Source organism: Ottowia sp. VDI28 (genome assembly GCF_049532675.1).
Classification (GTDB): Bacteria; Pseudomonadota; Gammaproteobacteria; order Burkholderiales; family Burkholderiaceae_C; genus Ottowia.
Map to the genome: position 1 here is coordinate 90,586 of NZ_CP149820.1, position 12,309 is coordinate 102,894.

Below are 12,309 nucleotides of genomic sequence, written 5' to 3' on the forward strand. Positions count from 1 at the left end.
GCCAAAGAAAGGGCGCCCCACTGGACGTGTCCCTTCGCTGCGCTGCGGGCAACCTGTGGTGCTCACGCATGGGGCGGTGCCGTCGAACTCGCTATGTTCACTTCGTTCACGCCGCTCAAACAACGCCGGCAAGCTAGAGCACGAAGCAGAAGCATCTTGCAGTGCTTCTGCCCGCCCCATACGCTGCGCTCCTCGGCACGGCCAGAGGGGCGGGGAGCCCTGCTCGGGCCATTGCTGCGCTCGGCCCGCGAATCAACGGGCTTCGCTGTCTTGCCCCTTCCCCCACTGGGGGAAGGCAGGGATGGGGGCTTTCACGGCGGTTGATCAGAATGGGCTTTTGTTGTGCAGATACTCCAGTGAAAGCCCCCACTCTAACCCTCCCCGCGGGCGGGAGAGGGAGCAAGACCACCGAGCAGTGCGAGATCTATTGATTCGCAGGCCGAGCGCAGCAATGGCCCGAGCCGCGGGCCCCCTCTGGTCGTGCCGAGGAGCGCAGAGCGAGGGGTGGGCAAGGGCACTGCAAGATGCCCTTGCTTCGTGCTCTGACTTGCTGCAGCTGTTTGAGCGTAGTGAACGAAGTGAACGCAGCGAGTTCTGCAGCACCACCCCTCGATCGAGCACCGCAGGTTGCCCGCAGCGCAGCGAAGGGACACGGCAAGTGGGGTCGCCTTTTCTTGGGTTACGTTCTTTTGGCGAAGCAAAAGAAGGTGACTGCGCCGCCGGGCGCACATCCCGGCCAACCGACCGTAGGTCAGCAACCGAAGGTTATTAAACAACGCAGCAGTAAATGAGATGCCCCAGATGAAGAAGCCAACAAGACAAGGACACCCAAGCCGCCCTTACTCAGCCTTGATCTTGTTATCCGCGATCACCTTCCGCCATAACTGCGTGTCTTCACGGTTGATGCGGTCCAGCACTTCCGGCGTGCCAGGGGCCGGCGTGGCATTGAGCTTGGCCAGCCGGTCGCGAACGGCGGGAAGGGCCAGGGCGTCGTTCAAGGCCTTGTTGTAGGCCCGCACGATTTCCGGGGAGGTCTTGGCGGGCAGCATCATGGCGTACCAGCCATCGCTGATGAAGCTTTCATATCCCTGTTCCCTGACCGTGGGCGTATCGGGCAACTCCGGCAAGCGCGCCGAGCTGGTGACCGCCAGCGCTTTCAGGCGGCCGCTCTTGACCTGCGCCGCGCTGGAGGAGGGCGTCAGCACGCTGAAGTCCACGATGCCGCTGATCACATCAGTCATGACGGTGACGCTCTTGTAATGAATCATGCGGATGTCCACGCCGGTCTGGGCCTTCAGGCGTTCGATCATCAGGTGCTGCGGGGTGCCCAGGCCGATGGAGCCGAAGTTGAGTGAGCGGCCTTGCGTCTTCGCCAAGGCCAGCACCTCCTTCAGGTTGGCGCCCGGCAGGTTGGGATTGGCCACGATGACATATGGCGTGGTGGCGATCATGCCCACCGCGCGGAAATCCTTGACCGGATCGAACCCCAGCTTGGGGCCGACCAGGCCAAAAGTGGGCTGCACATTGAAGGTGATCAGCACCGTGTTGCCATCAGGCTTGGACTTGGCCACGTAGTCGGTGGCGATGGTGTAGCCCGCGCCGGGCTTGCTGTCGACGATGATGGTGCGGCCCATCGCCGGGCCCATTTGCTCGGCCAGGATGCGGGAGAGCACATCCACCCCTCCACCCGGCGTGCTGCCCGAGATGAATCGGGTGACCTGGTTGGATTGCGCCGCGACGGGCAATGCAAGAACAGATATGGCGGAGGCCGCCACCCAAGCTTTCCAGTTCATGAACTCTCCTTTGTCTCCTGAGTGAATGATCTCGTCGGTTTTCTACTTGACCTATTGTATTATCAAGCATCATACTTGAGTCAAAATCACAGTTCATTTCCTCGTATTACCTATTCGCCATGAACCACCGCAACGTTTGTCAGATGTTTGGGATCGAGGTCCCGGTGTTCGGTTTTTCCCATTGCCGCAACGTGGTAGCCGAGATCACCAAGGCAGGGGGGATGGGTTGCCTGGGAACGGCCTACTACACGCCGGAGCAGCTGGAGATCGAGTTGAACTGGATCGATGAGCAGGTCGCGGGAAAACCCTACGCCGTCAACATGCTGTTGCCGAGGAAGTTCGAAACCGTGGGCGAACCGCTGGAGTTCGAAAAGTTGCCTGAAAGCCACGTGGCCTGGCAGCGAAAGCTGCTGGACGATGCCGGTATTCCGCCCCTGCCGGAATCCGAGCGCGAGCGCCTGGTGCGTGAGGAGCTGGATCAGATGCACCTCACGCCCGAATTCGCGGAGGAGCTGCTGGAGGTGATATGCCGCCACCCCAACGTGAAGCTGGTGGTCAGCGCCCTGGGCTCGCCGCCTCGCCCAATCCTGGACCGCCTGCACGCGCAAGGCATCAAGGTCGGGGCCATGACGGGCAAGGTGCAGCACGCGCTGAAGCACAAGGAGGCGGGGCTCGACATCCTCATCGCGCAGGGGACGGAGGCGGCAGGCCATACCGGCGTGGTTTCCTCCATGGTGCTGTGGCCCGAGGTGGTGGACGCCGTGGCGCCGATACCCGTGCTGGCCGCTGGCGGCATCGGCCGCGGCCGCCAGATGGCAGCGGCTTTCGCCCTGGGCGCGCAAGGCATCTGGTGCGGCTCCGTCTGGCATGGCACCAGGGAAAGCGATCTCACCGATGAGATGAAGCAACTGCTCTACCAGGCACGCTCCGAAGATGCGGTTCAGACGCGCTCCAAGACCGGCAAGCCAGGGCGGATGCTGCGCAGCAAGTACACAGAGGCATGGGTGCAGCCGGGAGCGCCCGCCACCTTGCCGATGCCGTGGCAGAGCGTGCTCAATGCCGAGGCGCGGCTGCGCATCGATCGGGCCCGGGCGCTCGACTACATGACCTGCCCCGTGGGGCAGATCGTGGGAACCATCAACAACGAAAGCTCCGTACGCCAGGTGATACAGGATATTCTGGAAGAGTTCGTGACCACGGTGGAGCAAATGCCCGCGGCAACAGGCCTGGCGGACGCTTGAGCCATGTCCTGCATGGGTGCTTGAGCCCGGTGACGGACCCATCCCATCTTGGGCGCTAAATGAAAATGAGGAGTGAATGCATGTCGGAGAATTCGTCGATCGTTCAGCAGGCCGGTGGTGATCTGCTGGTGGAGCAAAGAGGCGCCGTGCTGTGGCTGACGCTCAACCGCCCGCAGCGGCGCAATGCCCTGACCGATGCCGTGATGCTCGCGCTGCGCGATGAGTTCCTGGCCGCGGCCAGGAACCCGGAGCTCAGGGTCATCGTGCTCACCGGCGCGGGGGACAAGGCCTTTTGCGCGGGCGCCGATCTCACACCGGGCGACACGCCCTTCAAGCCCAAGGTGGATCGTTTGCAGACCCCCATGGGTGAGCTCTTTCGCGCGGTGCATGACTGCACGGTACCCGTGCTCGCGCGCGTCAACGGTGTCTGCGTGGCGGGCGGGCTGGGCCTGTTCGGCATGTGCGACATGGCGGTCTCGGTGGATACGGCTCAGTTCGGCATGCCGGAAGTGAAGATCGGCCTTTTTCCGATGCAGATCCTCAGCGTGCTGCGGGACCTGATTCCGCCGCGCATGCTGAATGAAATGTGCATGACCGGAAAACCCATCAACGCGCAGACAGCCCATTCGCTGGGCCTTCTGAACCGCATCGTGCCCGCGGCGGAGCTGGATGCCGCCGTCGATGCCCTGGTGGCGGATCTCGTGGCGGCTTCACCCATGGCGGTGCGGCGCGGCAAGTACGCGATGCGCGCGGTGGCGTCGATGTCGTTCCCCGAGATGATGTCCTTCACGGAAACGGCGCTGGTGCCCATGATCCAGACCGAAGACGCGCGCGAAGGCCTTGCGGCGTTCAACGAGCGCCGCTCGCCTCAATGGCCGGGGCGATGAGCATGTCATCCCCTGACTCATCCGCCGTGCCGTCGTTTCAGCACCTGGCGGGCCCCCAGCGCGTGTTCTGCGGTACCGGCAGCCTGGACGGGCTTAGCCGGGAGCTGGATCGCCTGGGATGCAAGCGTGCGGCCGTGGTATGTGGGGCGTCGCTGGCCCGGAACGGGCAGGCATTGGCACGGGTGCGCGAAGCGGTGGGCACGCACCTCGCGGGAGTGGTGGCTGGTGCGGTGGAGCACAGCCCCGTGCCCGCCGTCCTGGAGGTGGCCCGGGAGCTGCAGGGCATGCAGGCAGACGCCGTCATCGCGGTGGGAGGCGGTTCGGCCATCGTCACCGCGCGCGCCGCCAGCATCGTGCTGGCTGAAGGGCCGGACGTGCATCGCCTGTGCACGCAGCGAGGCGCCGATGGCCAATGGGTCAGCCCTCGCCTGGCTCGGCCCAAGCTCCCTCAATTGGTCATTCCGACGACGCCTACGACGGCCTGTGTGAAGGCAGGCAGCGCTGTGCTTGATGTGAGCATGGGGCAGCGCCTGGCCCTGTTCGACCCCAAGACCCGCGCGCAGGCCTTGTTCGTGGACCCCGAGCTGGTGGCCACGGCCCCTGCCTCGCTGGTGCTGAGCGCCAGCATGAACACCCTGGCTATGGCAGTTGAGGGACTGGAGTCGCTGCAGGCTCACGCGTTCTCGGATGCGCTGTTGATGCAGTCGCTGCGGCTGCTGGCCAAGCATCTTCCCGTGGCCGATACCCCTGCGGCGCGTTGCCAACTGGTGCTGGCGGCGGCGCTGTGCGGCCAGGGCACGGATTTCGGGGGAGCGGGGCTGGCCTCGGTGCTGGGCCATGCCCTCGGGCATAGCCAGGGTGTGGCCAACGGCCTGGTCAATGCCGCCGTGTTGCCCCACACCATGCGCTTCAACGCGCCGGCCACGGTGCGAGGGGTCCCGCAAGTCGCCGCCGCGCTGGGAGCGGCGTCTGACCCCGCGCCCGGCGCGGAGGAGGCGATCGCCCGCGTGGAGGCGTTGCTGAACACGCTGGGCTTGCCCCGGCGTTTGCGCGACCTCGGTGTTTCTTCGTCCGCCTTGCCGGAGATCGCTGGCAAGGCCATGAGCGACTGGTTTCTTCAGCGCAACCCTCGTCCGGTGCAAGGCGTGGCGGAGTTGCAGGCTGTTCTGGAGGCCGCCTGGTAGCGGCATTTTTTTCTTATCTCATGAGTTCCATTCCTTCCTCTTCATCCGGCCCGCTGGCGGGCGTGCGCGTGGTCGATATCACCGCCGTGCTCATGGGGCCTTCGGCCACCCAGATGCTGGCCGATCTGGGTGCCGATGTCATCAAGATCGAGCCGCCAGGCGGTGACAAGACGCGTGCCATCGGCCCCATGGGCGACCGCAAGATGGGCCCCATCTTTCTGGGAGCAAACCGCAACAAGCGCAGCGTGGTGCTGGACCTGAAGGTGCCGGAAGGCCGCCAGGCGCTGTTGAAGCTGGCCGAAACTGCGGATGTGCTGACCTACAACGTGCGTCCGGCTGCCATGGCCCGCCTGGGTTTGACCTACGAAGCGCTTCGCGCCGTCAATCCGAGGCTGATCTATGTGGGCATGTTCGGGTTTTCGCAGCATGGGCGCTACGCGCCTTCACCGGCATTCGACGATCTCATCCAGGCGGCCACCGGGGTCACGGCGGCCATGACGGCTGCCAGCCCCGATGGGACACCGGGTTTCGTACCGCTCAACCTGATGGACCGCTCGGTGGGGCTGTACGCCTTTGGCGTCATTGCTTCGGCGCTGTATGCGCGCGAGAAAACGGGCGAAGGCCAGCGCGTGGATGTGCCCATGTTCGAGACCATGGTGCCTTACGTGCTGGGCGATCACCTGTATGGGCGCAAGTACCTTCCTGCGCAGGGCGATTTTGGTTATCCGCGGCTCCTCTCCTCCGCGCGCCGCCCGTTTCGCACCAAGGATGCGCAGGTCTGTTGCGTCATCTACCAGGACCACCATTGGCGCGCCTTCCTGGGCATCCTGGGCATGGGCGATCTCTATGAGACCGACCCGCGCTTCAGGGACATCACCACCCGCACGGCGCATGCGGACGAACTCAACCGGTTCGTCGAGAAGCATCTGGCCGAGAGGACCACGGCCGAGTGGCAGCAACTGCTGAAGGAGGCCGACGTGCCGGTGTTCCCAGCGCATACCTTCGAGACGCTGCTGGAAGACGAACATCTGCAGGACATCGGATTTTTCCGTGACGAGGAAGTGCCTGGCGTGGGCACCGTGCGCGAAACCGCGGTGCCCAGCGAGTGGTTCGGTACGCCTCCGCAAGGCTACCGGCCTCCGCCTGCGCTGGGCCAGCACAGCGCAGAGGTGCTGGCCGAGGCGGGCTACAGCCCCGCCGAGATTGACCGCCTCGTGCAGAGCGGGGCTACCCATCTATCGTAGAAAGGCAAAGGCAAATGGATCGAAGAGCATTCAGCACGGGGCTCGTGGCGGGCGCCGCGCTCGCGGCTGCTGGCATGGCACGCGCCCAAGGGGGCCGGCAACCCACCATGGTGGTGCCCTACACGCCCGGCGGCAGCACCGACATACTGGGGCGCCTGTTCACAGACGCGTTCTCCGCCAAGGCGGGCGAGAAGTACATCGTGGAAAACCGTCCCGGTGCCAGCAGCATGCTGGGTTCCGCCTACGTGTCTTCGTCGCCGCCGGATGGACGTACCCTGATGTACACCTATGGCAACCTGATGCTCAATCAGGAATTCCTGATGAAGGAGAACCGCCTGCTTCCCTTGCGGGATCTGGTGCCGGTGACGCGCACTTGCATCATTCAGGCGGTCATTGTGGCCGCGCCGTCCTTTCCGGCAAACAACCTGCGGCAGTTGCTGGAGATGGCGCGAAAGAATCCTGGCAAGCACACCTACGCTTACTACGGGGATCTGGGTATCGCCTCGGTGGCCGCGGAGGCAGATGTGCAATTGCTGCGCGTGCCCTACAAGGGTGGTGTGCCGGGCATGACGGACGTCATGGCGGGTACGGTGGACATCATCACCAGTTCACTGGCGCAGGCGCAGCCCATGTTGAAGGCGGGCAAGCTCAAGGCTCTGGCGGTCTATGGCGACGAGCGTTTGCATGAATGGCCGGACGTGCCTGCGGTGAAGGAAGTGCTGCCCAATTTCCGGGCGCTGGACTACCAGGTGGTGATGGCACCCAAGGGCACGCAAGGAGCGGTGCTGGCGCAGCTGGCACAGCGCGCCAAGGCCGCGCTGGCCGGGGCCGAGATCCGTCAGGCCTTTCTGGAGCGCGGGGCGATCGTGGCGCCGATGAGTCCTGAGGAGACGCTGGCTTTCATGGAGTCTGACCGGGCGCAATTGGCCAAGGTGGTGAAGGCGGCGAAGATCGCGCCTGAATAAAGGAAAGGCTGGTGCGCGGAGCGCCGTCCTTCCGGGACCGCCAAGCTCCAGCTTGGCATCTGCGTCACTTGGAGGCGCCGCCTGCCAAGCTGGAGCTTGGCGGTCCCAGCGGGTCAACGCATCAATAGGACTTCGGCAGGCCCAGGACTCGCTCGCCGATGTAGTTGAGGATCATTTCACGGCTGACGGGTGCGATGTTCGGGACCATGATCTCGCGCAGGTAGCGCTCCACGTCGTACTCAGCCGCATAGCCCATGCCGCCGAGCGTGCGCACGGCTTGTTCGCACGCCTGGAAGGCGGCCTCCGCGCCCAGGTATTTGGCGGCGTTGGCCTGGGGGCCGCAGGGGCGGCCGGCGTCATAGAGACGCGCGGCTTGCCAGACCATCAGGTCGGCTGATTCCAGCGCCATCCAGTTGCGGGCCAGGGGATGGGCAATGCCCTGGTTCTGGCCGATGGGACGGCCGAACACCTGGCGTTCACACGCGTAGGCGGTGGCCTTCGAGAGAGCGCGCCGCCCGATGCCCACGGCTTCGGCGGCCACCAGGATGCGTTCGGGGTTGATCGCATCGAGCAGGATGTGAAAACCCCGGCCTTCCTCGCCAATCAGATCCTCCTTCGGAATGGGCAGCGCGTCGATGAACAAGGCGTTCGAATCCACCGCGCCCCGCCCCATCTTGACGATCTCGCGCGCTTCCACGTAGCGGCGGTCCAGATCGGTATAGAAAAGCGACATGCCGTCGGTTCGCTTGCGGCATTCTTCCAGCGGTGTAGTGCGTGCCAGCAGCATCATCTTGTTGGCGCGCTGCGCGGTGGAGATCCACATCTTGCGGCCGCTGGTCACATAGTGATCGCCTTTGCGCACCGCTCGGGTGGAAATGCTGGTCGTGTCGAGACCGGCGTCCGGTTCGGTCACCGCGAAGCAGCTCACGTCTTCGCCGGAGATCAGCGGCGGCAAGATGCGCTTCTTCTGTTCCGCCGTGCCGTGCACCACGATGGCATGCGGTGCGAACACGTTGATGTGGATGGCCGAGCACGCGGCAAGGGCGCCGGCTGAATTGCCCACGGTCTGCATCATCAGCGCTGCCTCGGTGATGCCCAACCCCGCGCCACCATATTCCGGGGGCATCGTCACGCCCAGCCAGCCTGCCTTTGCCATGGCCGCCACGAACTCGACGGGAAAGCTGTGGGAGCGGTCCTTCTCGCGCCAGTAGTCGTCGCCGAAGTTGTCGCACAAGGCTTGCACGGCTTCCTTGATCTGTTGCTGCTCCGGGGTGAGATCGAGTTCAAGCATGGGTGTGCGCTCCACTGAGAATGAAGGTGTGTTGACGATAGACCTATTGTATCTTTAATAGGATATGTTGAGAAAAAACATGCGATGCTTGGCAGTGCGACGGCAGTGCGGTGGCGCCGGCCGCAGACCGCTCAGTTCCTGGCGTTGTCGATTCGTGCGGTGGCCCGCGCAATAAGGGCGTGCGCTGCGCTTTCGGCGTCATTGGGGGCCCGGCGTCCGATGGCGTCGAGCAATTGCCAGTGCAACTTCAGCGCGGCGGCATCAGGTGCGCCCGTGCCGCTTGTCGAAGCCCGAAAACTGGTTTTCCATACGGCAGAAAGTGCTGTTTCCAACTGCTGGATGAACGGGTTACCGCAGGCGCGCACCACCAGGCCATGAAAGCGCAGATCGGCCTCGATGTAGCTGTCACGCTGGCCAGCACCAGCCATTGCGTCGTAGGCGCTTCGCAGGTCGGCTACTTCGTCTGCGCTGGCGCGTGTGGCCGCCAGACGTGCGGCCAGAGGCTCGATGGCCAAGCGCAGTTCGATCAGGTCGGCCAGCAGCTTGCTATCGAAATCCGATTGATCGTGCCAACTCAATACCGCAGGGTCGAACAGGTTCCACTGGGCACGCGGCAGCACATGCGTGCCGATGCGCGGGCGGATCGACACCAGTCCCTTGGCAGCAAGGCTCTTCATGGCCTCGCGCACGATCAGTCTGCTGGCGCCGTAGGTCTTCGCGAGTTCCGGCTCCGTCGGCATTTGCGTGTCGACCGAATAAGTGCCGGTCACGATATCTCGCCCCACCATCTCAACCAGTTGATGGTGGAAGTTTCGAAGGCGTGGCGGCGATTGCATGCCTGCGAGCATAACCCCGCGGCTGATCTTCTCCTGTTTGACCTCAATCATTTAATGATTGTATGATTGTATGAATAAAAGAAGATGGATCTGACCACCCTTGTTTGCCGTCACCTACCCATCTCTCAACCCTGGAGACTTTCATGCACCGACGCCTTGCCGTCATGGCCCTGTCCCTAGCTGCCGCTGTATTTGGCGCCACGTCCGCCGCGGCTCAGGACTTTCCTACCAAGCCCATCCGCATGATCGTGCCGGTGCCACCGGGCGGCACGGGCGATATGGTGTCGCGCCTGTTCGCCAACGTCGCGGCCAAGGACCTGGGCCAGCCCATCGTGGTGGAAAACCGACCGGGTGCTACGGGCAACATCGGCACTGTGGCGGCCGTGAAATCGCCGGCTGACGGCTACACCATTTTTCTGTGCAGCATTGGCAACTGTGCGGTGAACTCCAGCTTGTACGCCAACCCGGGCTTCGACCTGTTCAAGGACGTCGCGCCGGTCGTGCTGCTGGGCTACTCCATCAACGTACTCACGGCTGGTCCTCAGACTGGTATTACCAGCGTGGCCAGCCTGTTGGCCAAAGCGCGTAGCGGCCAGCTCAGTTACGCGTCATCGGGCGTCGGCGCTTCCAATCACCTGGCTGGAGAAATGCTTAAGAAAGTATCGGGCGTGCCGCTGTTGCATGTGCCCTATAAAGGCTCGGGTCCAGCCATTACTGACCTGCTGGGAGGCCAGGTTCAAGTGTTTTTCGACAACGAGCCATCCATCCTCCCTTTCATCAAGTCCAACCGTGTCAAGGCATTGGCGGTCACAGGCAAAACCCGCTCGGCCAACTTGCCGGAAGTGCCCACGATGGAAGAGTTGGGTTACAAGGGATTCGTCATAGAGCCCTGGTATGCCATCGGCGCCCCTGCAGCCACGCCACCGGCGATCGTTGCTCGTCTGAATACGGCGTTCAATCATGCGTTGCAGGACGCTGCCGTGCGCAAGACGCTGCAGGAGGCGGGTATCAGCCCTGGGGGCGGTACCGCGGCGGCCTTCGGCCATCACATGCGTCAGGAATACGACAAGTGGGCCGAACTGATTCGGACCCAGAAGATTTCTGCCGACTCTCCCTGAAATCCCCGTAGTTTCCGCACCCTCGTCCTATGCAGATCACCGCGATCCAGACCACCCGACTGCCCTCCCAACCCAATCTCATATGGGTGGAGGTGGAAACCGATGCCGGCGTGACCGGCCTCGGTGAAACTTTCCGTGGCGCTGCTGCCGTCGAAACGTACCTGCACACCATGGCAGCTCCTCTTATGCTGGGAAAGAACCCGCTGGAGATCGAGCGCTTGCACAAGCTTCTGTTCCGTGGATACCTGGGCTTCAACGGTAGCGGAGTGGAAACCCGTGCGGCGTCGGCAGTAGACATCGCGCTGTGGGACCTGTTCGGCCAGATGACCGGCCAGCCTATCTATCAACTGCTGGGTGGTGCCTGCCATGAGCGCATGCGCACCTACAACACCTGCGCAGGCGTGGACTACAACAGCCGCAGTATCCAGCGCAGGTTGGTCGAGCCGGGCCAAGCCAGGGTACGCGGCCGCTACGACGACCAGATTGCCTTCATCGAAAACCCGGCTGAACTTGCGCAGAGCCTGCTCGATGAAGGCTTCGGCGCCATGAAGATCTGGCCATTCGACGGTGCCGCCGCACAGACCGACGGCCAGTACGTCAGCGGCCCATTGATGCGCCAGGGCCTGGAAGTGTTCGAGAAGATCCGCGTGGCGGTGGGCGACCGCATCGAGATCATGTGCGAGCTGCATTCCATGTGGAACCTCACCTCCGCCCTGGCCATTGCGCGCGAACTCAAGCAATACCGTCCCTTCTGGGCCGAGGATCCTATCAAGATGGACAGCCCCGGCGCGCTGGCCGACTACCGCCGCCAGGCCGGAATTCCCGTGTGCGGCAGTGAAACGCTTGCTGCGCAAGGCGCGTTTCGCGACCTGTTGGCCGCTGATGCGGTCGACATCGTCATGCCCGACCTGTCCTGGTGTGGCGGCATCACTGAAGCCCGCAAGATCGCAAGCCTGGCGGATGCCTACCAGAAGCCTATTGCTCCGCATGATTGCACCGGTCCGGTGGTGCTGTGGGCCTCGCTGCATTTGGCGCTGGCTTCGCCCAACGCCATATTTCAAGAGGTGGTGCGCGCCTTCCTGGCCACCTTCTATCGCGACCTGGTCACTGAGCTCCCGGTCTTGAACAAGGGCCTCCTCGACCGACCGACCGAGCCTGGTCTGGGGACACAATTGAGTCCGACCGTGCGTCATGATCCTGCGGCCATCGTACGTCGCACCGAGCACGCCTGATCCCCTGCGGCCTATTTCACTCACAGAACCCAGGAGTCCTTCCTTATGCCGAATTTTGACCACGCCGCCGTGCGCGCCGCACTGGATGGCATCTCAGGCATTCTTGTCACGCCCTTTGATACGCAGAACAAAATCGCGCCTGCGCGGCAAAAGCCCATTGTCGACCGCGCGGTGGCCGCCGGTGTGCATGTACTGGTAGCCAATGGCAACACCAGCGAGTACTACGGCCTGCGTGCCAGCGAGGCGGAAGCCATGGTGGCCGCCAGCGCCGAGCACATCGCGGGGCGCGTTCCGCTGCTGGGCGGCGTGGGCCGCGGCGTCGAAGAAGCGTGCGACCTGGCTGCGGCTTCGTATCGCGCGGGTGCCGATGCGCTCATGGTGCATCAGCCGCCCGATCCCTTCGTGGCGCCGCGCGGCGTGGTCAGCTATGTGCAACGCGTGGCCGAAGCCGGCCAGGGTCTGCCCGTGGTGCTGTACCTGCGTAACGAGAACATAGGTTTGCTCTGCCATTGAGGCGC

The 12,309-nt window shown here is 63.7% G+C and carries 11 protein-coding genes; 8 read left to right on the forward strand and 3 right to left on the reverse strand.

Going from position 1 to position 12,309, the window contains the following annotated elements:
- Positions 1–839: 839 nt before the first annotated feature.
- Positions 840–1,793, reverse strand: a complete 954-nt coding sequence (locus tag WJU18_RS00445) for a Bug family tripartite tricarboxylate transporter substrate binding protein (RefSeq protein ID WP_423458217.1) — start codon at positions 1,791–1,793, stop codon at positions 840–842.
- A gap of 119 nt (positions 1,794–1,912) precedes the next feature.
- Between WJU18_RS00445 and WJU18_RS00450 the strand changes: the two genes are divergently transcribed.
- The 5 genes from WJU18_RS00450 (at position 1,913) to WJU18_RS00470 (ending at position 7,314) form a co-directional block, all read left to right on the forward strand.
- Positions 1,913–3,034, forward strand: coding sequence for an NAD(P)H-dependent flavin oxidoreductase (locus WJU18_RS00450; RefSeq protein ID WP_423458218.1), 1,122 nt, complete (start codon positions 1,913–1,915; stop codon positions 3,032–3,034).
- Between the two features lie 80 nt (positions 3,035–3,114).
- The gene (locus WJU18_RS00455) at positions 3,115–3,921 is read left to right on the forward strand and encodes an enoyl-CoA hydratase-related protein (protein ID WP_423458219.1); all 807 of its coding nucleotides are present in this window, start codon (positions 3,115–3,117) and stop codon (positions 3,919–3,921) included.
- 2 nt (positions 3,922–3,923) lie between these two features.
- The gene (locus tag WJU18_RS00460) at positions 3,924–5,105 is read left to right on the forward strand and encodes an iron-containing alcohol dehydrogenase family protein (RefSeq protein ID WP_423458220.1); all 1,182 of its coding nucleotides are present in this window, start codon (positions 3,924–3,926) and stop codon (positions 5,103–5,105) included.
- 20 nt (positions 5,106–5,125) lie between these two features.
- On the forward strand, positions 5,126–6,349 hold the full coding sequence (locus tag WJU18_RS00465) for a CaiB/BaiF CoA transferase family protein (RefSeq protein WP_423458221.1): 1,224 nt from the start codon (positions 5,126–5,128) through the stop codon (positions 6,347–6,349).
- A gap of 14 nt (positions 6,350–6,363) precedes the next feature.
- Positions 6,364–7,314, forward strand: a complete 951-nt coding sequence (locus WJU18_RS00470; protein ID WP_423458222.1) for a tripartite tricarboxylate transporter substrate binding protein — start codon at positions 6,364–6,366, stop codon at positions 7,312–7,314.
- A 121-nt stretch (positions 7,315–7,435) separates the two neighbouring features.
- On the opposite strand, the gene WJU18_RS00475 is transcribed toward WJU18_RS00470, so the two are convergent.
- Both WJU18_RS00475 and WJU18_RS00480 read right to left on the reverse strand, forming a co-directional pair.
- Positions 7,436–8,605 (reverse strand): acyl-CoA dehydrogenase family protein, encoded by a 1,170-nt coding sequence (locus WJU18_RS00475; RefSeq protein ID WP_423458223.1) that lies wholly within the window; start codon positions 8,603–8,605, stop codon positions 7,436–7,438.
- 131 nt (positions 8,606–8,736) lie between these two features.
- The gene (locus tag WJU18_RS00480) at positions 8,737–9,492 is read right to left on the reverse strand and encodes a FadR/GntR family transcriptional regulator (RefSeq protein ID WP_423458224.1); all 756 of its coding nucleotides are present in this window, start codon (positions 9,490–9,492) and stop codon (positions 8,737–8,739) included.
- 92 nt (positions 9,493–9,584) lie between these two features.
- Between WJU18_RS00480 and WJU18_RS00485 the strand changes: the two genes are divergently transcribed.
- The 3 genes from WJU18_RS00485 to WJU18_RS00495 are packed head-to-tail and all read left to right on the forward strand — an operon-like array spanning position 9,585 to position 12,304.
- Positions 9,585–10,559: a Bug family tripartite tricarboxylate transporter substrate binding protein gene (locus WJU18_RS00485; RefSeq protein WP_423458225.1), complete on the forward strand. Its 975-nt coding sequence runs from the start codon at positions 9,585–9,587 to the stop codon at positions 10,557–10,559.
- A 29-nt stretch (positions 10,560–10,588) separates the two neighbouring features.
- Entirely contained in the window at positions 10,589–11,791 is a 1,203-nt protein-coding gene (locus WJU18_RS00490) for a mandelate racemase/muconate lactonizing enzyme family protein (protein ID WP_423458226.1), read from the forward strand.
- A gap of 45 nt (positions 11,792–11,836) precedes the next feature.
- On the forward strand, positions 11,837–12,304 hold the full coding sequence (locus WJU18_RS00495) for a dihydrodipicolinate synthase family protein (RefSeq protein ID WP_423458227.1): 468 nt from the start codon (positions 11,837–11,839) through the stop codon (positions 12,302–12,304).
- The last annotated feature ends 5 nt before the right edge of the window (positions 12,305–12,309 follow it).